Here is a 24,327-nt window from a genome sequence, read left to right as displayed (position 1 = left end):
ACCTATTTAATTAAAATACTTTTTGGAAAACTACTCATATAAAAATTATTATACAAATAACTTAAAACAACATACCTTAAAGAATGAATAGAAATTTGTGCTACAAAATTAGAATAAACCTTAGAACTAATGGCATTAATGATATAAAAAGGATTAATAGAATTATAAATTAAATTAAAAAAACCATTATTAATAATCATATTTAACAAAATAAGTTCACTCTTATCTAAAATAAAAAGCAAATTTTTATACCTATAACTTAAATATCTAATTTGATCATTAACAATATCAATATCCAAATTATTAGCTATTTTTTCATCAAAATTAAAAATAACAATCCCATAATGCCGATCTTTAAACACAAAATCAACAACCACACCCAATCTATATCCATAAAATCCCTCTATTAAATCTAAAATTTGAATTTTAATTTTCTCTTTAGAAAGAATACTTATCGATAAAATATCATTTTGTCTAATAAAATATGCATTTTGAAAATCTCCAAATGCAACTTTATTATTAATAAGATCTAACTCCTCTTTATTCCTTAAATTTTTAACAATCACTACATCAAAATCTAAAAAAGATAAATTATAAGCAATATCTACTAATACATTAATTGAAATTAAATTTTTTTGGAAATTAATAACACTAAATTCCAAAATACTAAAATCCCTTTTTGAAAAACTACAAGATAATACCAACAAACTAAGAAATAAATTTCTCAAGTTCAAGTCTAGTAGTAATAATCTGAAAGACAAGCCCATATTTTACTGCTGATTCGCTATCTAACCAAAAATCCCTATCGGTATCTTTTTCAACTTTATCAAGCTCCTGACCCGTCTCTTTTGCAATAATATCATTAAGTTCACTCTTGACTTTATTAAGTTCATTTGTATAAATTTCAATATCTGTAGCAACACCTTTAAAACCACTTAATGGTTGGTGCAATAAATACCTTGCATGCGGCAAAGAAAACCTACTCTTTGAATCTGCTGCTAAGAAAATCAAAGCACCAGCACTTGCAACAAGTCCAACTCCAATAGTAAAAACTTTGGGTCTTACAAAACGTATCATATTAAAAATAGCAAAACCAGCATCAATGTCACCACCTTCTGAATCAATGTAAACAAATATTGGTTTTGTAGAATCTGATGCTTCTAAAAATAATATTTTTTCTTGAAATAACTTAGAAGTATCTTTATCAATTTCACCTGTAATAACTATTGATCTACTCTTTAATGCAAATTCTAATGATTTTTGTATTTCTGTTTGCACATTCATATCTTTAAAATCCATAAACTTACCTTTTAAACAATTATAATTAAATATACATAATTATAATTAAAAACAAAAGGTTTTTAAATCTCCTCGCACATATAAAACATAAATAATATATTAAAATAAATAATTATTCAAAAAAATCAAACTTAACATAAAGGAAAATTAAATGGAATATGAATTTGCAATTATTGGTGGTGGGATTGCTGGGAGTACTTTAACTTATGAAATACTTCAAAGAAAAAAAAGTGTAATTTTATTTGATGATGGCATTCAAAAAGCAACAACAATAGCAGGAGGACTTATTAACCCTATTATGGGAAGAAAAATGAATATTGCCTGGAGAGAATCTGAAATTTTTATATTTGCAATTCAATATTACAAAGAAATAGAAAAAAATATTAATTGCAATCTTCTAAAAGAAATTCCTATCTTTAGACCATTTACTACAAAAACACAAAAAGAAGAATTACTTTCTAAAATAAATAATTATTCAAATATAGAAAAGTTTATTATCGAAATAAAAAATGACAAAATAAACGATTTCTGTAATGACAATGATGGAGGCATATTAATAAAGGGAGCAACAATTAATACAGAACTATATATAAACAATCTCAAAAAATACTTTATTAAATATCACGCATATACAGAACAAGAAATAAATGATAAAAATCTTAAAATAGATAAAAATTTCTTTACAATAAACAAACTTAAATTTAAAAAACTAATATTTACAAAAGGATATAGAGAAAAAATTGAAGGGCTCTTTTCATATCTTCCATTTAAACTAGCAAAAGGAGAAATGCTTATAGTAGAAATTAAAGGTCTTAATCTAAAAGAAATATACAATAGACATGTATCATTAATACCTCTAGACAATAGTAAATACTATCTTGGAGGAACTTATGAATGGAACACTTTAGATACAAAAACAAATGAATGGGCAAAAAAAGAATTATTAAAAAAACTGGAAAAAATTACAAATTTAAATTACAAAGTAATAAAACACAAAGCACACATAAGACCTGCCACAATTGATAGAGAACCATTCCTTGGGGAACATCCACAATATAAAAATATATTTATCTTAAATGGATTTGGAACAAGAGGAATATCAATGGCACCATATTTATCTAAAAAAATCTTAGATTATATTGAAAACAAATCTAATCTACCAACTTATTATGATATTAAAAGATATGAAAACTTATATAATCATTCAAATAAAAAAGGTACTATTAAATAACCAATTCATTTGTATTAGAATTTTCATTAAAATAAATAATTCCTATGTGAAACATTTCTAAATTATCAAAAAAAATAATATAATGTTTGCAGTGTGTGCAAAATAAAACATAATAGTAAAAATAAAATATATCTATCTTTTATAAAATTAAATACTCAATATGTAATATCAAGGAGTATCTACTATTAAATTAAAAAATCATTTAAAAAAAATGCAAAATACCAATATAATCATGCACATTTTAAAAGTCAATTTTAACATGTATGTCTATAATTTACTAAACAAAAAGAATTGGGAGATTGTTTTTGAATTTTAATATTAATATTCTTGGCACAGGAGGCACAAGACCATTACACAACAGATATTTAACATCTATTTTAATTGAATATCACGGAGAAAGTGTTCTTTTTGACTGTGGAGAAGCTACGCAAATGTCTCTTAGGAAACAAAAAATATCATGGCAAAAAATTAAAATGATTTGTATCACACATTTACACGCCGATCATATCACAGGATTACTTGGAATAGTAATGTTAATGGCACAAAGTGGTGATACAAGAAAAGAACCTTTAACCATTATTGGCCCTATAGGTATCAAGAAATATTTAGAAACAAATATTGAACTCTTAAGAGTACATAAAAATTATCAAATAATATATAAAGAAATAATAATTAATAAGACAGAACCTGTACTATATGAAGACAAAAGAAAAAGAATTGAATACATAAAACTTAAACATTCAATAGATTGTATTGGATATTTATTTATAGAAAAAGATAAACCTGGAAAATTTGACACACAAAAAGCAGAAAGCCTAAATATACCAAAAGGACCTATTAGAAAAAAACTACAAGAAGGATATGAAGTAATGCTGAATGGAAGAAAAATAGTTCCTTCTGAAATATTAGGAGAAATAAAAAAAGGACTAAAATTTGCATATATTACAGATACAGCTTACTTTGAAGAATTAAGCACATATATTCAAAATTTCAATTTAGTAATTATTGAGAGTACATTTAAAGATGACTTAAAAGAAGAAGCTAAAAAAAAATTACATTTAACAGCAAAATTAGCAGCACAAATTACAAAAAAAGCAAAAGTATATCAAACTGGACTTATACATTTCAGTGAAAGATATACTTTAAATAAAGACCTACATGAATTACTAAATGAAGCACAACAAGAATATCCAAATGGAAACATATTCTTAGCAAAAGACGGTATGAAACTTAAAGCAAATAAAGATAAATTTATTATAAAATAATAATATCTAAGGAGATAACAAATGATCAATGTAAACAACATTACTAAAACATATGGTTCATTTACAGCTCTCTTAAATGTTAGCTTCAAAGTTAACGAAGGAGAAGTACTTGGAATACTTGGCCCAAATGGAGCAGGAAAATCCACATTAATCAAAATTTTAACATCATTTCACTATCCAAATAAAGGCAATGTAAAAATCTTTGGAAAAGATATAACAAAAAATCCAAAAGAAATATTACAAAATATAGGCTACATACCTGAAAAATTAGCCCTCTATCCTGAATTATCCGTCAAGGAATATTTAAACTTTATATCCGAAATTAAAGGTGTTACAAATCACAATAAAGAAATAGAGAGAGCAATCAGTATTTTTAAACTTGAAAGTGTCAAAAATAAACTAATATCTACATTATCAAAAGGCTTTAAACAAAGAGTAGGAATAGCTGGTGCTTTAATTAATAATCCCAAACTTGTAATACTAGATGAACCTACAAACGGACTTGACCCAAACCAAATTATTGAATTTAAAGACTTTTTAAAAGAACTTGCAAAAACCAGTACAATACTATTTTCATCTCACATTTTAAGTGAAGTTGAATCAATATGCAAAAGAATAGTCATTATTAATAATGGACAAATTATTGCTGATGATACTAAAGCAAATATAGCAAAAAACAGACTTCAAGAATCTGAAATAGAACTTATTATTTATAAAGATTCTGAAACAATCAAAGAACATTTTTATAACAATGATATATTTACATCAATTAAAATAGAAGAATTTGAAAAAGAAACCAATGTTTCATTAAAACTCAAACCCAATAAAAGTGAAAGAGAACTTTTTAATTATATTACAAGTAAAGGAATGATACTTAAAGCAATGATTCCAAAACATGAAAGTTTAGAAAAAATATTTAGCAAATTAACAAAGGAGAGAAAAGAATGAAAATAGATCTAAGACAATCCTTAATTTTGTCAAAAAAAGAATTAAAAGTTTTATTTGGAACGCCAACTGCATATGTTGTAATATTATTTTTCTTAATATTTGTAAACTTTTCTTTTATTTTCTTATCAGGATTTTTTATCAAAGACAACGCCTCATTGATGTCTTATTTCTCATCAATGCCTATAATTTTAATGTTAGTTCTCCCAGCTCTAAGTATGGGAGTATTCTCAGAAGAATACAAAACGGGAAGTATTGAATTACTCTATGCACTACCAATAAATCCACAAGAAATAGTACTTGGCAAATTTATTACACTTAAAATATTTACACTAATACTTTTTGCTCTTACATTGCCACTAACATTAATGACAATCTTTATGGGTGAATTTGATCTTGGAATAATATTCCTTCAATATTTAGGAATAATTCTTTATTCTTATTCAGTGCTTAGCATAGGAGTCTTTATATCTTCCATTACTAAAAGTCAAATAGTGTCTTACATATTAAGCGTTTTTGTTTTGGTCATAATAGTATTTTCGGGAAAGTTAGTAATGATATTTGGAAAAGACAATATATTTGGACAAATATTAAATTTTATCTCAATTAGTAATCATTTTGGTTATTTTAACATGGGAATATTAAACTTATCAGATCTAATTTACTTCAGCACGTTTACAATTACATTTTTAATACTAAGCGCATATAGCATAAGATTAAAAAAATGGAGATAGTTATTTTATGAAAAACAAACATCAAGAGATTTTAAATTTAACCTTAAACCTTATAATAATATTGCTCATCTTTTGTAACATATCTATTTTTACTTTCAAAATAGACCTTACTAAAAACAAAGCTTTTACGATTTCTCAAGTTACAAAAGATTTATTTTCAAATGCAAATGAAAAAATATATATTACTTATTATAATTCTGCAAGCCTTGGCAATTATTTTGCATTCCCAGAACAAATAAAAAATTTTTTAACAAGTTTTTCTGACGCTGCAAGAGGAAAAGTAATTTATAAAGACATAGATGCTGATAAAATAGCAACTCCATTAGAACAAATTGGAATTCCATCACAACAAATAGATTTACGAGAAATTAATCAACTCTCCATACTAAAAATATATTCAGGAATTGAAATCACATATGAAGGCAAACGTGAAGTACTTCCAATAGTAACAGAAATTAGCAATTTAGAATATGATCTTGCAAGCAGTTTGGACAAATTAATAAATAATACACAAAAAATATTAGGACTCGTATTTGGAGATGCAAATTTAAAAGCAACACATAAAAACTTTATAGAAATAATGCAAAAAGTTTTTAAAACAGAAGTTAAAGAAATAAATCTAGAAAACGAACAACTACAAGACATCAATGGATTATTTATTATCGGCTCTAAAGACATAAATGAGAATACATTAAAAAAAATTGATGAGTTTATCATCAATAATGGAAGAATATTAATAACTACAAGTAAAATTGATTATAATCCTCAAAACCCATATACAACAACTTCTATTCAATCTCCAATATTTAATCTAATTGAAAGTTATGGTATTAAATATAATGAAAATATTATACTTGACAAAAGATCACCAAGTCTTTTCTTAGGAGGTAATTTTCAAACCTATTACCCATGGATATTGATTAATAAAAATAATATCACAGATCCTAATAATCCTTTACTTAAAAATTTTTACGATGCTATCATTCCTTGGAGTAATTCACTAAATCTTATAGAAACAAAAGAAAATAATGATGACATAAAATATTCACCCCTATTTACAAGTTCTAAAGAATCTTGGCAAGCCAACAACGAAGAAGTTTCAAACATAGCCATGTATTCATTTAATATACCTAAAACATTTGATAAAGAAAATCAACAAATTCTTGGATATTCAGTTGAAGGAAAAATTAAAAGTCTATATAAAGACATCAAATCTACAAATTCAAAAATAGTTTTACTAGGTTCAAGCATGATCTTTAGCGATTACATGTATAATGGTTCACCCTCTAATTTTGAATTTGCTGGACGAATCTCAGACTATTTAATGCAAAAGGAAGCTTTTTTTAGCATCAAATCAAGAGAAGTACGTTCAAAACTCAAATTTATAAATTCTTCAAAAGAAATGTTAAATGCAAAATTTTCATTAATAGTCATAAATTTGGTCATATTACCTATAGCAATAATAATATTTGGACTTATTAGATTTACAAAAAAACGAAAAATCAACTAATGAAGGAGAACTTATGAACAATAAACAAACATTGCTAGGAATGAGAGAAAACATAAAAATAGTAATAATCATAATATTAATATCCACATTTTTGTTAGGAATAATTTTCTCAAAGCAAAACCAAGTTACAAGACTTTTAGAAGAAAAATTGTTTACAATTGACTTTAAGAAAACTGCAAAAATTGAAACAGCTCTTGAGGGAACAATTATAAAATCAGGGAAAGGTTGGGAACTGAAATACAACGATATCAAACTTCCAATTGATGAACAAAGAGTTAATTCTATGATTCAAAATCTAGAAAAACTCCAAAAAAATAAACTTGTAAGCAGAAATCCAAAAAAACATAAAGAATTGGGAATAAACGAAAATCCTGCTTTTAAATTTTTTGATGAACAAAATAATTTGCTAACAGAAATATTTATTGGCAATCCAGGAGAAGGAGATTCAAGATTGTCTTATATCAAGGGAAGTGACGAGAATGTATATCTAACAAATAATATCTTTCTATCTTACAAAGGCAACTCTTACAACACATTTGCCGATACCAAACTCTTTAATGAAAACAATGCAAAAATAGAAAGTTTATCCTTTAAAATAGCAAACAAATCAATAAAATCTGAAGAAAATTCAATACAAAGTGATTATAAAGTATATATTAAAGACGGCCTTTACTTCATCAATCAAAAAGTATTAAAACAAGAAAAACTTTTACAAATCATTCAAGACTTCACAACAGATGGGCTTGAAATAGATCAAAGTAAAATCAATGATTATAACCTACAATATAATATTGAAATACAATGGGACAATAAAAGTATTAATAACATTGATATTTATATTAATAAAGATGAAAAAAATAAAGATATTTTAATGAAAAGAGACAATGATGTATATTATTATACTACCAATAGATGGTCATTCTTTGATGTCTTTAATTTAGAAAAAAAAATAGAACAAAAAGATAACGAACCTAATGAAGATCATCTAGAACACAATGATCACAATTAATATCTCGATATAATCGATATAAAACAAAGACAGAAAAACAAAAATATAAAAAGGATATTACAAAGAAGTAAGAATACAAAATATAAAGTATCCTGCTCTTGGGCAGGATATTATAGTATACAACTAAACTTATAAAATCATCACTTAATTCAAAGTTAACTTTAACTTTTTTAATAAATATACTATTTATTAAAAAAGTTGGTTCTAATTTGTCAGACAATCTATAAATTGAATCATCTTTTGATTTATAAATTAACATACCATTAACTGATGATAATAAATAATAAGAATTAACTAAGTCATTATCAAACAAAGTCTTAGAAAAATAATTTTCCAAATCTAAATCTTTAAAAAAATTCATATTATATGATTTCACATCATTGATTAAATCATCAAAATCAAAATCAATTTGATTTAAAAATTTATTAATAAAGTAAAAAAAGGTTAAAAATAAAAATAAAATTGAGGTTATAAAAAACAAAAAATAGTATCTAATTAAATAGATAATCCTACTCTCTTTCTAGTAAACGCTTAATTTTTTGTAAAATTTCATATTCTTTTTTAATTTTAAAATTATTACCCTGAGGATTAAAAGAAAGTTCATTTTCTAAATTATCAATAAACTTAACTAACACGTCACGTTCTTCATCACTTAAATTAATCTGACTTAAATAATCATTATCATTAAATTTATTTATTATAGCCTCAACATCAGCAAAACTAAAATTACAAGAATTATGACTGTCTCCAGTAGTCTCTTGTTCTTTTAGATAAGATGCATTTAATTTTTCACCCTGTTCCACTTTCTCTTCTAAATCACCTGCATCATCATAAAGATTTTTCTCTTCAAAATCTTTAATACAATTTTGCAAATCCACATAATTTAAATCTGCTTTTAACACATCTTCAAAATTATCAAACTTTTTCAAATTAGCAGAAACAACATGACTATTTTTATGCTCCACTGTTAAAGTGGAATCATGATCACTTTCTCGTAAATTGACACCATTAGTCATCTCCAAGCTATTAACCTTATGATCAGAAATATCAATTAAACCATTTAATTCTTTATTATCTTCCTGAATTTCCACATTATTTGAATCTTGCAAATCTTGGCTTAAAGATATAGCTTCATTTAAATTGGGATTTAAAAAATGCTGTTCATATTTACCCAAATGATCCTTCTCAAAAGATGAAACATCACTCTCTACATTTTTCATATCTGAAGTAATGTCATTTACATTATAATTATCAATATAATCACCCTCACTCTTCAACTCAATATTAGTAGGGCTCTCATCAATAAAAGAATTAGTCGAAACCTCATTATATTCATCCAAACTTGCAGCAGAAGCCTGCTCACTACCATTCTTATGAACAAGATTATCCATCTTTAAAGAAGAAGATTCTTCTAATTTATCAATATCCCCAGACATTAACAAATTAGTTTTTAAGGATTCATCTTTTTCTGTTTTTGATAATTTATCTTGAACACCATGTATATCATTATTGTATAGGGATAAATTATTATCGATATCTAAACTCTTACGATCATCCATCAAGATTTCTTCGGATGCAAAATCATTCTCTAAAGTATTACCATTATTACCATTATCAAAATTCTTCTTATTATCACTTGAAATTTCATTAAGCCCTTCAAGTAAAGCATCTAATTCTTCCTGAGCAAGCGAAACATTTGGCAAATTATTCTCTCGTTTTACTATTTCACCAAATTCATTATCTCTAACAATAATGTCATCATGAGATTCAATAAAACCCATTGATTTTAAGCTAGAATTATCAGAATTTTCAAGAGAATCCAAACTACGATCAAGTATCGTCTTTTCAACTCTAGAAATACGTACCTCAACCTTTTTTAAATAATCAACCAACTCACCATGCCTTTGCTTTAAAGAAGAATCAAGTTTTAATAACTTTTCATCCAATAAAACTTTAATATCATCAGAATGTATAGAAACAACTTGTGCATTAACTGAGTGCTGCAAAAACACACTATCAATATCAAAATCAACTTTTTTAGGGCCTTCTTTAATAAAGAAAGAATTCTTATGACTTATCATATTAAAAATTTTTCTCCAAATTTAGTTAAACAAAGACAACATACTCATACTCAACAAGCATATAATTACAATATAACATGCTATGGAATATATTATATTGTAATTATATACTTGTAAATATAATATATTAAAGATATAATTACAATATAATATGTTCCTAATAAAAAAAATTATGTTTTCCATTTACGTAGGTGTAATAAGTTATTTCATGATAGCACCAATTTTTGGAGAAACAGGAATTATTAGCTATAAAAAATTAAACAACAATCTCATTATAATGAAAAATCATATTGAAAACTTAAAAATGATACAAAAAAATTTAAAAACAAAATATATTAACTTACAAATATCGAAACCAGCTATCTTAAGAGAAGCAAGCAAACTAGGTTATTATCCTCAAAATTCAATTATCATAAAAAATTCTGATGAAGATGAAAATTATTACCAAGGCAATATATTAAACATAAAACAAACATCAAACAATACAAACATAGACAAAAATTTTTACTTAATATCAATAATATTTTCACTGATATCTTATTTTTTACTCAGTTATTTTGAAAAAATAAAAATTCTTAATAAAGGGAGGTAAACTACAGCTATATTTATCATAAAAAATGTATTATATATGGCGATTAACGTCATTATGTCAACATTTTTTTGTATATCAATATTAAATGCATTTTCAAATAATCGTCCAAATGTTCCATTTATAAAAACAAATGTATTTAAAGACTATTTGGAATATATCGGATTAATTAAAAGTATTGAAAGCTACAAGTTAATATATGATTTTGATCCAAATACTCCATTAAGTAAAGATTATTTTGCCAAACACATCTCAGGATCTCTATACATAGTATATAAAACCCAATATCAAGGAATAATCTGGAGAACTACCTATAATACCCCTCTTATAAAAGGCAAATCACCAATAAGTGTCATTTTTAGTAAAATAAAAAACACATTAACAATATCAATTCCAGGTTTAATATTATCTTACTTAATAGCCATTTTTTTTATTATTATATGGACATTTTTTGTAAAAAATACAATTCTAAATAATATTTTAGAATATATAATGCTATTTTTACATTCATTACCAAGAAACTTAATCATAATGTTAGTAATTACTCTACTTTACTACCTCAACATAAATCAAAAAAACCTGATAATAGGTGGATTTGCATGGTTTTTTTCATTTTTCATATTTAACGCTGTAATTTTTAAACAATCCCTAACAAAAAATTTATCTGAACCTTATATAATAAGTGCAAAATCAAGGGGTATTAAAAATTTTTCAATAATAACATTTCATGCATTAATTCCCTCTTTAACTTCATTAATCACACACCTACGATCCACCCTTACAACATCATTCTTTGGTTCCTCTTTTATTGAGATAACATTTGGAATTGATGGGATTGGAGCTTTAACAATTAATGCAATAAAAAATAACGATTATATAGTTTACAGAGACTTACTATTTGTTGGAGTATTCATTATGCTAATAACAAATTTAATAACAGATATATTAACATACAATATGAATCCTTATAAGGATATATTAGAATAATGAATAAATTTAAAAGATTATATATTTTATTATTGAGTATTTTCATTTTATTTCTAATAATAATTCCTAATTTAATAAATGAAAATACAAAATTTGCAATATATAAGAAAGACCCAAATAAAATATATATTAAGCAAACAAACAAATTGCCGCAAGCACCAACAAATACAAATCCTTTAGGAACTGATAAAATGGGTAGAGATATATTATCAAGATTAATATTAGCAACTAGAAATTCTATTTTACTTTCATTTAGTTATGCAGCAATTTCTGCAATAATTGGAATTTTTGTAGGAATAATAATCGGAAATCTCAAATTCAAAACTTGTTTGATAATTTCAAAATTAATAGAATCATTACAAACAATACCATTTTTCTATATATTAACGTTAATTCTTTATTATTTTTCAAAACAAAAAAACTACAACATACTAGAAGTATCATTTATACTAGCAATAGTACACGGATGGATCAAATTTTCATTCATTACAAGAAATAACACACTACTAATTAAAAACCTTGATTATATAAAAGCAAGTAAAATGATGGGTGCAAGCCAATATAGAATAATAATATATCACATATTTCCCGAAATTTTTTCATCAATTTCATCAATTATTCCTCTACAAATCTCAAAAAGCCTAACAACTTTTGAAGTAATAAATTTTTTACAACAACAAAACAAAAGCTATTATCCAAGTCTTGGAGAACTTTTAAGATATATAGAAATGGGAAAAGAATATGTTTGGATATGGATAAATCCCCTAATAATATTATTAACTATAAACATTATCTTAACATCAATAAGTCTCAAACTAAAAAAACACACAAAATTTTTCATATCATCATAAATCATAATCAAACAAGTCTTGGTGCAAATTTTTCTAAAAAACAATTCTTACAATTTTGACTACGTGATGTACAAATATCTCTTCCATGCCTATTAATAGCCATAGAAAATCTATATTGTTTATCAGCCGGTATTCTATTTCTTAAATCTAATTCAATTTTTAAAGGTGTCTTCTCAAAAGTAATTCCATGTCTAATCACAACTCTACTAAAATGAGTATCTACAATAATAGCTGGCTTTTTATAAACAACACCAAGAATAACATTGGCTGTTTTCCTACCTACTCCTGGCAAAGATATAAGATCAAAAATATTATCTGGAATAATACCATTAAAATCTTCTAAAATCATTCGTGCACAATTTATAATATTTTTAGATTTATTTGAATAAAATCCTAATTTATAAATTAATTTTTCAACATCTACTAAATCAGCACATGCCAAACTTTTAAAATCACCATATTTATCAAAAAGTTTAGGTGCAATCTTATTAACCATATTATCAGTCGTTCTTGCACTCAAAATCACCATTATTAAAAGTTCGTAATTATTTTTAAAAGTTAAAAAAGGTTTTACATAAGGATAGCGAGATAAAGTTTCATCTACAATTAAATCAATATTAACCATAAAAATAATTATAAATTATATGTATAGTCATAATAAAGGATAAGCAATAATATCTTTCTTGACAAGGATTTTTCAACATGGTATACTCAATTTTAGGCTCAAAGGCGCTAATAGCTCAATTGGAGAGAGCAACAGACTTCTAATCTGTAGGTTTTAGGTTCAAGTCCTAATTGGCGCGTAATTTTTCGGGACATGGCCTAGCGGCTAAGGCACCTGCTTTGGGAGCAGGGGATCGTGAGTTCGAATCTCACTGTCCCGATTTTCCATCATTACAAGAATGAACAAAATTTTATCCTTCCTGCTTGCATTAACAAACATATTGTTTAATAAATGATTGAATTTAATTTGTTTTTTTCAAAGTATTTACATCTAAAGTAATAATTGACTTAGACGCATCCTGTAAATAAATATGACCTGCATTAACAGTAAAACTTGTAAATGGTAAAACTTCATCTTCAGAAAGAACAAATTTACTCAAATCATTTGAAGAAAACTTTGCTAATTTCCAAGCATTATTATCTTTAACAACTACTAAAATCATTTCAGAATCAACATAAAGAGACGAATCCCTACTCAATTCAAAACCTGCTTGAGATTTAACTTTTAAATTTTCTGATTTGCTAAGTAATTGAAGTTTTGCAATACCTGAACAAAGTTTTATAGCAACAAAATCATCTTTCCTCTCATAAACCCCATACCTCCTAATACCGTACTGATAATTTTTATCTAATTTCTCTTTATCTGAATCAATTAACCTAAGAACACCTAAATTAGTACTAGGATTTAAAATTTCCAAAAATACAGGCGTTTTGTCCTTATCTTCAGTGGACAATTTATTCACATCTTCAGATTGAACCAATTTTTCTTTAGCATTTAAAGACTTATCGGTCAATTCTTGCAAAGATTGCTTATTTGCAATATTAGGAGAATTTTTTGGAATATCTGATGTAGCTTTTTCAAGTTGTCTTTTCAATTCATCAACTGATTTTAATTTTTCATCATTTTGTGATGTAACTTTAGGCTTTGGCAAATTATTATTTTGATTTTTGCGCTCAACATTTCTTTGCAACCTATTCCTAACTGGATCTTTTTGTTTATCCAAGCTACCATTATCTACCTCTTTACGCTCATCTCTATTATCCTCTAAAGCATCTCTTTGAAATATGTTATTATCAATTTGTTTCTCAATTTCTTTTTTCTCAGCATCATCAATAGCCTTCTTAAGTTGTTGTGCTAAATCCTTAGATAACTGTGATTTTCCATTATTTTGTGATATAGCTTTAGGCTTTGGCAAATTATTATTTTGATTTTTGCGCTCAACATTTCTTTGCAACCTATTCCTAACTGGATCTTTTTGTTTATCCAAGCTACCATTATCTACCTCTTTACGCTCATCTCTATTATCCTCTAAAGCATCTCTTTGCACTATCTTATCATCAATTTTTTTTTCAATTTCTTTCTTTTCAGTATCATCAGTAGCTTTATTGAGTTGCTCTTCTAAATCTTCAATAGTCTCGGTTAATTGCAATTTTTCATCTACTTTTGGAGAAGTTATATCTCCAGGCTTTGGTAAGTTTTTATCTTTATTACTCTTATCAATATTTTCTTGTATCTTATCCTTTACTATACCCCTCTGCTTATCCAATTTTTCCTGAGAACTATCTAACTTTTTTTGTGACTTTTTAAGTTCTTCTGTTTTACCTTTTAAAACATCTCTTTCAAACACTTTATCATCAATTTGTTTCTCAATTTCTTTTTTCTCAGTATCACCTGTAGCTTTCTCAAGTTGTTCTCTCAGATTATCAATGGTTTCATTCAATTCATCATCAAGACTCTTTAAAGTATTAGATTCAATATCAATTTTTTTCTGATCAACATCACGCATTTCATCTTGAACATCTGTTAAATCTCTTGCAAAATTTGTACCAACTTCTTCATTTTCACCTAAAAGAGAGGCTACTACTCTCTCCGTAACTATTTTATCAAGATCAACATCTGATTCAATGTCTCCTGACAAAATATTTCTTTTGAGAGGAATAAAAATATGAGTATTTCCAGCCCATTGACTATAAACTCTTGAAAGCCCTACATTATGCTTATTTAAATCTGTAAGAGAAGAATTAATATAAGCATTATTATAATAATCTAAATCACCTCGATAAGCAGCATTATATATCGTAATAGCCTTGGCAAGCAATTCTGCACTTTCTTTACTGTATTTAAAACCTTCCATCAAATATCCTGTAAGTATTCTTCTAAGATTTAAAATACTATCAAGAGATGAATTTAAACCAATAACAAAAACATCAGAACTACTTTTTTCATCTTCACGATCAATATGCCTATTAACATAATATTTATTGTAATAGTTAGCCTTATTATCAACTAAATTTTTAGCCAAAAATTCACCAATACCCAATATCTGTTGATACGTGTCTGTAGAATCATAAGGACCTCGATAATTGACAAACTCAAGATCCATATTAATAAAATCTTTTAATTTTTTCTTATCAACCTCTCTAGCATGAAAAGTAAAAATATTTAAAAAAACAAATAATAAACTAGAAAGTGCCCATATTCTTTTCATAATAAAATTCTCCCCTGGTTAAATTATAAACTTAATCATTAACTAAACCGGTATAAATTAAAACATCAATTTTAACACAATACAAGATGTATTCAATACATGATAACATAAAATTAGCAACAAAATGAATTAAAGAATTGCAATAATTTCATTAGCAAAGTCATTAATTTTTTCAGAAAAATTTTGTCGCTTGATAAATTTCAAAAGAGTTAGATATTTACTTCTATACTTTGTAAGATTCTCTTCAGAAGAATTTACAATTATCTTGCGTAAGCTTAAAAGAACAGCATAAGCTATCTCTAAATTACCCTGATAATTCAATATTATATATTGAATATAATTATATACAAGTTCATCTTGATCATGATAATATTCAAATTTGGCAATATTTTTAATCAACTGAATTACATTGCTAATATCTTTCTCATGAATTGCAACATTAACAAAACTCTTAATTGCGGACATATCATCAACATACATAAAATATTTATACAATTGTCCTCTTTGAAAGATTCTATCAATTCCATCTTTTGGAGAAAGCCAATTATCAATAGCCTTTTTATATAAATTTAAATATCTTTTAGGAAAACTACCATATTTCTTTAAAATAGAATCAAGCATACTTAAAAATTTACGATAAGCAACCTTGTCATATGCAGAATTTAACATTTCATCAAGGGTCAAATAAACATCTTCATGTTCCATTAAAGATTTTTCTCTAAAATCTATTCTATTTTGATGATATCTATTACCCAATGTATGATTCCAAACAATAATGTCAAGCATATCTTTATATTGATAATAATAAGTGGTCAATATCCAATTAAATCCTCCAGTAACAATGAATCCAACATTAGCCACAAGTCCGGATATCTCCTTCATATCATCATATCTATCAACGGGTCTAAAATATTCATCAAGAACTAAAACACCATTTGATTTCATAACAAGACAAAGATTTTTATTATTGTAAAGCACAGCTTCTTTAATATTTAAAGATAAATTTTTGAAAAACATAATTTCAAGATTTTTACTTAAATTAAAAAAAACACCAATATCAGATACTGCAACATACTCTCCATTAAATTTTTCAAACAAAAAATTAATAGGATAATTTAAACTAACAGAATTTAATACATCACCAAAATCACTATCATAAATGACAATCTCTCCAGATTGCAATCCAACAATTATTTTATTATCAGTACTGATCATCAATGCACTAGGAGAGGACATAAGCGAAATATTCCATATCTGTTCTCCATTAACATTAAAAGCAAACATTTCATCATTTTCATTGACAATATAAAAATTACCATTTTCAAAAACAACAGATGAGGTTAATGCTTGCCCTTCTATATCAACCTCAAAAACCTTATGACCATCACCAAGTCTTAAAGCAATAACTCTACCATCAACCGTAGGAATTAAAATATAACCATTACCTATTGAAGGGGCTTTTATAGGAGAAACACCCAGATTATATTTCCATATAAGTCTTCCTCTTCGGATTTTTTGAACTTCATTACGTACTGTAATAACATAATACCCATTACCAAAATCCTTTAATAAAAAGGGATAAGGAGTTCTATCTAACCTATAAGAATACTTTTTACCAAAAGACATAGTATAAGTTATTAACCACCTATCCTTCGTTAATACAGTAATAGTATCACGTCTCTCATCAAGGATAGGATTTCCTAAAACTTGCCCAGTTAAAGCTCTTTGAAAATAAAGATTAACATCTGCAAATAGAGAAAAATAAGCACTAAAAAAAATTAAAATACAAAAATTTAATTTCAAAATCACAAACATCCTGTAATGAACAAAAATGTGATTAAAGTTTCAATATGGAATGTCCTTCATAAAGTTTATCCCGCAATTCCTTAACTTTGACATCCTCAATATACTCAGAAAAAGTCATAAAACGATCAATTATGCCATTAGGAGTAAATTCAATAATTCTATTAGCAATTGTATCAATAAACTGATGATCATGAGATGTAAACAAAACAACTCCCTTAAAATCTTTAAGTCCAGTATTTAGAGATGTAATTGCCTCTAGATCTAAATGATTAGTTGGTTGATCCAATAATAATACATTAGCACCACTAAGCATTATCTTTGAAAGCATACATCTTACCTTTTCACCTCCTGAGAGAACATTAACTCCCTTTAAAGCCTCATCTTGACTAAAAAGCATCCTCCCCAAAAACCCTCTAATATAAGTCTCATCGCCTTCTTTAGAATATTGTCTAAGCCAATCTATTAAACTTAAATTTACATTAAAATATTCTTCATTATCCTTTTTAAAATACTCAAAATTAACAGTAGAACCCCATTCATAATGTCCCTTATAATCTCTGTCTTCATTAGTAATGATATCAAAAAGATAACTTGCTGAAATTGGACTACCTAAAAAAACAATCTTTTGTCCAGGTTCTACGACAATACTAAATTTGTTTAAAATAAATTGTCCCTCAAATTCTTTGGTTAAATTTTTAATTGTGATAACATTTTTGCCAAGATCCCGTTCAATTTTAAAATTAACATAAGGAAATTTTCTTGAAGACGGTTTTAAATCTTCAACTTTAATTTTTTCAATCAACTTTTTTCTTGAAGTTGCTTGGCGAGATTTTGATGCATTACTTGAAAATCTTTGAATAAAAGTCTTAAGTTCTGCTATTTTCTCTTCAGATCTTTTCTTAGCATCTTTCAATTGCTTATTAAGTATTCGACTAGTTTCATACCAAAAATCATAATTACCAAGATAAACTTGAATTTTTCCATAATCAATATCAACAATATGAGTACAAACTTGATTTAAAAAGTGCCTATCATGTGAGACAACAATAACTGTATTTTCAAAATTAATTAAAAATTCTTCCAACCACTTAATCGATTGAATATCAAGATTATTAGTAGGCTCATCAAGAAGCAATATATCAGGATCACCAAAAAGAGCCTGAGCTAAAAGTATTCTCACTTTTAAGGCCGCCTCAACATCTCTCATTAAACTAAAATGCAGAGACTCATCTATACCTAACCCCCTTAAAAGAACTGCAGCATTAGATTCTGCTTCATAACCTCCAAGATCAGCAAACTCTGCCTCAAGTTCTCCTGCTCTAATGCCATCCTCATCATTAAAATCAAGTTTTGCATAAATTTCATCTTTTTCTTTTTGAATAGAATAAAGCTTTTTATGCCCCATAATCACAGTATCAATAACTTGAAAATCATCATATGCAAATTGATTTTGTTCAAGAACAGCCATTCTTTGATTCTTAGCAATTAATATTTCACCCTTACTAGGCTCAATCGTGCCACCCAAAACTTTCAAAAAAGTGCTCTTACCTGCACCATTAGCTCCTATTATTCCATAACAATTTCCAGAAGAAAACTTAATATTTACATCTTGAAATAAAACTCTCTCTCCAAATGTAACTTCTAAATTATTTACTCTTATCAAACTATTTTTCCACCTAAACTTGACATTTTATTAAAAGAATTATCTTTAAAATAAAGCTAATTTTCAAGTGTTATTAAAAGATATTGACTTAACACTTCACTTTTTCGTATATTTATATTATCAAATTAAGGAGATGTTTGAAAATGAAAAATATTAAACCTTTAGCTGATAGAGTTTTAATAAAAATAAAAGAAGCCGAAAGTAAAACAACTTCAGGATTATATATACCAGAAAATGCAAAAGAGAAAACACATATTGGAACAGTTATGGCTATTGGCTCCAACAAAGAAGACATTAATGTTAAAGTCGGAGACACAGTGCTTTATGAAAAATATGCTGGAGCTGCCGTGAAGATTGAAGATAAAGAGCACCTAATTCTAAAAGCAAAAGAAATAATAGCCATTATAGAAGAATAAAAGAATAAGAAAAAAGAGAAACTAAATCATGATTTAGTTTCTCTTTAAAGGTAACAATGTTTAAATTTAGTAGCTACATCCTATTATACTAGTCAAACAAAATTCAGGGTTAATATATATAACATTACTGTTATTGTCTTTAAGAGTAATGGATTTTTTAATTTATTCTCTCCTAGAGAGATTAAATTATTATCTTGTAATTTATTTATAAAAATGACTCACAAATTAATATTCCAAGGTAAGACTATATATTCAAGTAAATTTAAAGATATTTATTATGATCCTCAATATGGACTTGAAGAGAGCAATTACGTATTTATTAAAGGATGTAAACTAGAAAAAGAACTTGCAACCGCCAAAAACATAAAAATTGCAGAATTAGGATTTGGAACAGGGCTAAATTTAATAGCCCTCTTAAAATATTTAATAGAAAACAATATTAAAACAAAAATTAACTATTACTCAATTGAAAAATTTCCATTAAAAAAAGAACAAATAAAAAAAATATCACAATTTTTTAATAACGATATACAATATTTCAAGATAATGCTTAAAAAATATCCAAAAATACCAATAAAAAATATAAAATATCAAATATCAAATAATATTAATTTAAAAATTCTCATTGGTGATGCTAAAGACAAACTTAAAGAATTACCAAAGTACATAGATTACTGGTTTTTAGATGGATTTACTCCAAGCAAAAATATTAGAATGTGGAACAAAGAAATATTTACAATAATCTCACAAAAAAGCAAAACCGGAACAAAACTCTCAACATTTTCTGCAGCAAGAATTGTAAAAGACGGATTAAAACTTGCCAATTTTAATTATCTTAAAATAAAAGGATTTAATAACAAAAGACATATGTTAGTAGCACAAAAAGAATAATACAAACAAATTCTAATTAGTAATTAGATTTCTTTAAATTAGAAATATAATTACTAATTCTCACAATAAAAGAATCAAATTCTTCTAATTTTAACTTCTCAAAATTAATAATCTCATCAGGAGCATTTGATAAAAAGTTTTGATTCTCAAGCTTTTGAAGAGTTACATTTTTAAGTTTTTCATATTTTTCTAATTGTTTACTAAGTTTTGTAAGTTCTTTATCAGTATCTATGAGATTTTTAATATCTGCAAAACTCTCAAAATTAACATTAGGAACTCCTATCATATTTTCATAATTTTCATTGTAAAAAATACAATCAAAATTAATAAGTTTTTTTGCAATATATTCATTTTTTTTAAAATACTTTTCAGACTGAAAAGTATTATCAAATTTCAAAGCAACATTAATCTTAACATTAGGAACTATATTAAATTCACTTCTAAGAGTTCTCATTGAAATAATAAAGTCTTTAAATAAATTAAATTGCTGAAATTCTTCTCTAAAATCTCTTTGAACTGTAAATTCAGGATACTTTTTCAAAGCCAATATATCTTTTAACGACATAACCTTAGAATAAATTTCTTCGGTAATAAAAGGAATAAAGGGATGCATAATAAGTAAAGATTCTTTTAGGAAAAAAATTAATTTAGAAATAGTTATATTCTGTAAATCAAAATCATCACTATATAAATTAATCTTACTAATTTCAATATACCAATCACAAAAATCATTCCAAAAAAATTCATATACCGCTTTTGTAGCTTCATTATACTTATAATTTTCAAATGAACAATCTATAGCAGCAATAGTTGAATTTAACCTTGTAATTAGCCACTTATCAATGTCATCAAATTCCAAACTATCTAATACTAACCTACCCTTTAAATTTGATAAAATAAACTTAGATGCATTAAATACTTTATTTGCAAATTTAGCCCCAAACATAAAATCTTTAGTGTCAATGTTCAAATCCTGTCCTTGTACGGACAAAAATGAAAGAGTAAATCGTAATGCATCACTTCCATACTGATCGATAATCTTTAGAGGATCTATACCATTACCTAAAGATTTTGACATCTTTTGTCCCTTTTTATCTCTTAAAAGAGGAGTTATATATATATCTCTAAATGGAACTTCTCCCATAAATTCAATTCCTGCCATTACCATCCTTGCTACCCAAAAAAATATTATGTCATAAGCAGTAACTAAAGTAGTTGTAGGATAATAATTTTTAAGATCAAAAGTCACATCTGGCCATCCAAGAGAAGAAAATGGCCACAACCAAGAAGAAAACCAAGTATCAAGTACATCTGAATCTCTAATAAAACTTCTTCCACTATAACGCTCACTCAATGAAGGATCAAATTCACTAACAACAATCTCTCCTGTCTGAACATCATACCAAGCAGGAATCCTATGTCCCCAAACCAACTGTCTAGATATACACCAATCTTTAATATTGGATAACCAATGTTTATATGTATTTTCCCATTTTTTAGGATAAAACCTAATCTTACCATCAATTAATGCTTGTAAAGCAGCATCGGCTAACGGTTTCATCCTTACAAACCACTGATTTGACAAATAAGGTTCAATAACTTCTCCAGATCTATGACAATGCCCAACCTGATGCTTATGATTTTTAACATCTATTAAAAATCCTTTGTCTATTAAATCTTTTTCTATTTTACTTCTTGCTGCACTAACACTTAAACCTTGATACTCAATTGGAACATTTTCATTAAGCTTTGCATTCTTATTCAAAATATTTATCTTGGCAAGATTATGCCTTTTTGCAATATCAAAATCATTAGGATCATGAGCAGGCGTTATTTTTAAAGCACCACTACCAAATTCCATATCAACATAATCATCAGCTATTATCTTAATTTTTCTATTTGCAATAGGAACTATAACCTCTCTCCCAATTAAAGATTTATATCTCTCATCATTGGGATTAACAGCAATAGCTACATCTCCAAACATTGTCTCAGGTCTAGTAGTTGCAACTTCAATAAAACTACCATCACACAATAAATATTTAACAAAATAAATCTTACCCAAAATTTCCTTATATTCAACTTCTTCATCACTCACAACACTTCCAGAACCAGGATCAAGATTTACAAGATATTCTCCCTTATAAATTAGCCCCTTATTATATAAATCAATAAAAACTTTATTAACAGCCCTTGAAAGTCCATCATCAAGAGTAAACCTCTCACGCAAATGATCATAAGAAGCCCCAAGCTTTTCTACCTGATTAACAATTATTTTTCTATGCTTATTTTTTAATTCAAGAATTCCTTCAATAAATTCTTCACGACTAAAATCATCTTTACTTTTGCCACTTTCTCTAAGTTGTTTTTCAAAAACTGTCTGAGTTGCAATTCCAGCATGATCTGTACCAAAAAGCCAAAGAGTATTAAATCCCTTCATCCTTTTATAACGAACAAGAATATCTTGCAAAGTAAAATTAAGAGCATGTCCCATATGAAGAATACCTGTAACATTTGGAGGAGGTGCTACCATGCTAAATTTTAATTCAATCTTATCATTAGGACTAAAGACACCATTATCCAACCATCTCTTATAAATTTTATCCTCAAAAACTTTAGGATCGTAACTGCTTGAAAGTTCTTCGCTCATTATTTAAGCTTATCTCCTACAACATTAATTCGATTTAGATTTTCAAAAAGTTCATCATAATTACTTGAGCTCATAATATTATAAAAATATTCACTACATATTTCATTTTCATTAAAATAAATTTTAAAATACTTCTTAAGTTTATTAAAATCTTTAGTAATACCCCAAGTAGAATGAAAATCCGTTATGTGCAATTTTAATATATTTAACCTAAAATTTAAATCACTATTTAAAAAGTTAGGCTCATCTATTCTAAACAAGTTTAAATTTTTTAATATTCCACGACCAAACATTATCCCATCAATAGAATACCTATTAATCATTTGATATGCCTGATTTAAACTTAAAACATCTCCATTTCCAATAATTACTACATAAGGATTAATTTCATTTCTTAATTTAACAAGTTCATCAAATACATTAACATCTATAGGCCCTTCACTTTGATTAATAACAAGCCTAGGATGCACGGTTAACATATCAATACCTAATTTAAGTAAAAAACCCAACCAATCTTCAACCTCAGAACAAAAAAAACCATGTCTAGTTTTAACACTAAGAGGTAATCCATGTTTTAAACATGCCTCTTTACTTGCAATAATTATTTCATGGGCTAAGGACTTATTATTAATCAAAGCAGAACAAACACCTTTTTTAACTATTTTTTTCTTTGGACAACCCATATTAAGATCAATGCCCCAAAATCCCAAATTACTCAAAATTTCTATTGCCTTCACAAACTTATCAGGGTCATCACCCCAAATTTGAGCAATCAAAGGTCGACTAAGCTCATCATTTTTTGTCAAAATATGTTGTATTGAGTTCTTTGATTTATTTAAAAGTCCTTTTACAGAAATAAATTCAGTAAAATAAATATCAGGACCATACTTTCCATTTCCCATAAAATGAACTAAATTTCTAAAAACAGTATCTGTAACATCTTCCATTGGAGCTAAAATCATAATGGGACGCTTCATATTATTTAAAAAAGTCATAAAATAAATAATATAACAAGAAAATAACATGGTAAAGGAATGACTTAAACATAAATTTTAAAATCAAAAGCAATGATAAAAATTTACTTACAATCTAAATGATATATAAAAATATATTAAAACTACCTATGAAAATGAACAACAATAACAAATTTGCAATATCATAATATAAAATATAAAAAACTTTAAATTG

General features: G+C 26.4%; 20 protein-coding genes and 2 tRNA genes. 13 read left to right on the top strand and 9 right to left on the bottom strand.

The annotated features are described in order from the left end of the window. Positions 1-2: 2 nt before the first annotated feature. A complete protein-coding gene (locus tag U880_RS0104855) occupies positions 3-767 on the bottom strand; it encodes a hypothetical protein (protein WP_051373881.1) in 765 nt (254 codons plus the stop codon). Beyond that, positions 709-1,299: an ATP-dependent Clp protease proteolytic subunit gene (locus tag U880_RS0104850; protein WP_024655006.1), complete on the bottom strand. Its 591-nt coding sequence runs from the start codon at positions 1,297-1,299 to the stop codon at positions 709-711. The genes U880_RS0104855 and U880_RS0104850 overlap by 59 nt, the downstream gene beginning before the upstream one ends. 151 nt (positions 1,300-1,450) lie before the next feature. Here U880_RS0104850 and U880_RS0104845 point away from each other — a divergent pair, with 151 nt between their 5' ends. The 6 genes from U880_RS0104845 (at position 1,451) to U880_RS0104820 (ending at position 7,993) form a co-directional block, all read left to right on the top strand. Beyond that, entirely contained in the window at positions 1,451-2,530 is a 1,080-nt protein-coding gene (locus tag U880_RS0104845) for an NAD(P)/FAD-dependent oxidoreductase (RefSeq protein ID WP_024655005.1), read from the top strand. 305 nt (positions 2,531-2,835) lie between these two features. After that, the gene (locus tag U880_RS0104840) at positions 2,836-3,795 is read left to right on the top strand and encodes a ribonuclease Z (protein WP_024655004.1); all 960 of its coding nucleotides are present in this window, start codon (positions 2,836-2,838) and stop codon (positions 3,793-3,795) included. A gap of 21 nt (positions 3,796-3,816) precedes the next feature. Then, entirely contained in the window at positions 3,817-4,743 is a 927-nt protein-coding gene (locus U880_RS0104835; RefSeq protein ID WP_024655003.1) for an ABC transporter ATP-binding protein, read from the top strand. After that, on the top strand, positions 4,740-5,474 hold the full coding sequence (locus U880_RS0104830) for an ABC transporter permease (protein ID WP_014696567.1): 735 nt from the start codon (positions 4,740-4,742) through the stop codon (positions 5,472-5,474). Before U880_RS0104835 ends, U880_RS0104830 begins: the two co-directional genes overlap by 4 nt. A 7-nt stretch (positions 5,475-5,481) precedes the next feature. After that, on the top strand, positions 5,482-6,984 hold the full coding sequence (locus U880_RS0104825) for a GldG family protein (RefSeq protein ID WP_024655002.1): 1,503 nt from the start codon (positions 5,482-5,484) through the stop codon (positions 6,982-6,984). Positions 6,985-6,997: 13 nt separating this feature from the next. Continuing rightward, complete coding sequence (locus tag U880_RS0104820) at positions 6,998-7,993, top strand: DUF4340 domain-containing protein (protein ID WP_024655001.1); 996 nt, start codon at positions 6,998-7,000, stop codon at positions 7,991-7,993. 509 nt (positions 7,994-8,502) lie between these two features. Here U880_RS0104820 and U880_RS0104810 read toward each other — a convergent pair. Next, complete coding sequence (locus U880_RS0104810) at positions 8,503-10,074, bottom strand: hypothetical protein (RefSeq protein WP_024654999.1); 1,572 nt, start codon at positions 10,072-10,074, stop codon at positions 8,503-8,505. Between the two features lie 151 nt (positions 10,075-10,225). Between U880_RS0104810 and U880_RS0104805 the strand changes: the two genes are divergently transcribed. From U880_RS0104805 to U880_RS0104795, 3 genes are read left to right on the top strand one after another with little or no spacing between them, the layout of a single operon-like run. Continuing rightward, complete coding sequence (locus tag U880_RS0104805) at positions 10,226-10,666, top strand: septum formation initiator family protein (protein WP_024654998.1); 441 nt, start codon at positions 10,226-10,228, stop codon at positions 10,664-10,666. Positions 10,667-10,702: 36 nt separating this feature from the next. Continuing rightward, positions 10,703-11,650: an ABC transporter permease subunit gene (locus U880_RS0104800; RefSeq protein ID WP_038359247.1), complete on the top strand. Its 948-nt coding sequence runs from the start codon at positions 10,703-10,705 to the stop codon at positions 11,648-11,650. Then, on the top strand, positions 11,650-12,501 hold the full coding sequence (locus tag U880_RS0104795; RefSeq protein WP_038359245.1) for an ABC transporter permease subunit: 852 nt from the start codon (positions 11,650-11,652) through the stop codon (positions 12,499-12,501). Before U880_RS0104800 ends, U880_RS0104795 begins: the two co-directional genes overlap by 1 nt. 7 nt (positions 12,502-12,508) lie before the next feature. Here the strand turns inward: U880_RS0104795 and U880_RS0104790 are convergent, their stop codons facing one another. Beyond that, on the bottom strand, positions 12,509-13,126 hold the full coding sequence (locus tag U880_RS0104790) for an endonuclease III domain-containing protein (RefSeq protein WP_024654995.1): 618 nt from the start codon (positions 13,124-13,126) through the stop codon (positions 12,509-12,511). A gap of 104 nt (positions 13,127-13,230) precedes the next feature. Between U880_RS0104790 and U880_RS0104785 the strand changes: the two genes are divergently transcribed. Further along, a tRNA-Arg gene (locus U880_RS0104785) sits at positions 13,231-13,304 on the top strand. 8 nt (positions 13,305-13,312) lie between these two features. Then, positions 13,313-13,385 (top strand) — tRNA-Pro (locus tag U880_RS0104780). An 81-nt stretch (positions 13,386-13,466) separates the two neighbouring features. Here U880_RS0104780 and U880_RS0104775 read toward each other — a convergent pair. The 3 genes from U880_RS0104775 to U880_RS0104765 all read right to left on the bottom strand — a co-directional run bounded on the left by U880_RS0104775 (position 13,467) and on the right by U880_RS0104765 (position 19,182). After that, the gene (locus U880_RS0104775; protein WP_024654994.1) at positions 13,467-15,713 is read right to left on the bottom strand and encodes a P83/100 family protein; all 2,247 of its coding nucleotides are present in this window, start codon (positions 15,711-15,713) and stop codon (positions 13,467-13,469) included. A 129-nt stretch (positions 15,714-15,842) separates the two neighbouring features. Then, positions 15,843-17,528, bottom strand: a complete 1,686-nt coding sequence (locus tag U880_RS0104770) for an outer membrane protein assembly factor BamB family protein (RefSeq protein ID WP_038359242.1) — start codon at positions 17,526-17,528, stop codon at positions 15,843-15,845. 22 nt (positions 17,529-17,550) lie between these two features. Further along, positions 17,551-19,182, bottom strand: coding sequence for an ABC-F family ATP-binding cassette domain-containing protein (locus U880_RS0104765; protein WP_024654992.1), 1,632 nt, complete (start codon positions 19,180-19,182; stop codon positions 17,551-17,553). A gap of 143 nt (positions 19,183-19,325) precedes the next feature. Between U880_RS0104765 and groES the strand changes: the two genes are divergently transcribed. Both groES and mnmD read left to right on the top strand, forming a co-directional pair. Then, positions 19,326-19,598 (top strand): co-chaperone GroES, encoded by a 273-nt coding sequence (gene groES / locus U880_RS0104760; protein WP_024654991.1) that lies wholly within the window; start codon positions 19,326-19,328, stop codon positions 19,596-19,598. A 213-nt stretch (positions 19,599-19,811) separates the two neighbouring features. Then, the gene (mnmD, locus tag U880_RS0104755) at positions 19,812-20,489 is read left to right on the top strand and encodes a tRNA (5-methylaminomethyl-2-thiouridine)(34)-methyltransferase MnmD (RefSeq protein WP_024654990.1); all 678 of its coding nucleotides are present in this window, start codon (positions 19,812-19,814) and stop codon (positions 20,487-20,489) included. Between the two features lie 16 nt (positions 20,490-20,505). On the opposite strand, the gene valS is transcribed toward mnmD, so the two are convergent. After that, positions 20,506-23,139, bottom strand: a complete 2,634-nt coding sequence (gene valS, locus U880_RS0104750) for a valine--tRNA ligase (protein ID WP_024654989.1) — start codon at positions 23,137-23,139, stop codon at positions 20,506-20,508. After that, complete coding sequence (locus U880_RS0104745) at positions 23,139-24,134, bottom strand: tRNA dihydrouridine synthase (RefSeq protein ID WP_024654988.1); 996 nt, start codon at positions 24,132-24,134, stop codon at positions 23,139-23,141. Before U880_RS0104745 ends, valS begins: the two co-directional genes overlap by 1 nt. Positions 24,135-24,327 lie beyond the last annotated feature (193 nt).

This window comes from Borrelia hispanica CRI, from assembly GCF_000500065.1.
GTDB lineage: Bacteria > Spirochaetota > Spirochaetia > Borreliales > Borreliaceae > Borrelia > Borrelia hispanica.
This window is presented reverse-complemented; position numbering and strand designations above follow the sequence as displayed.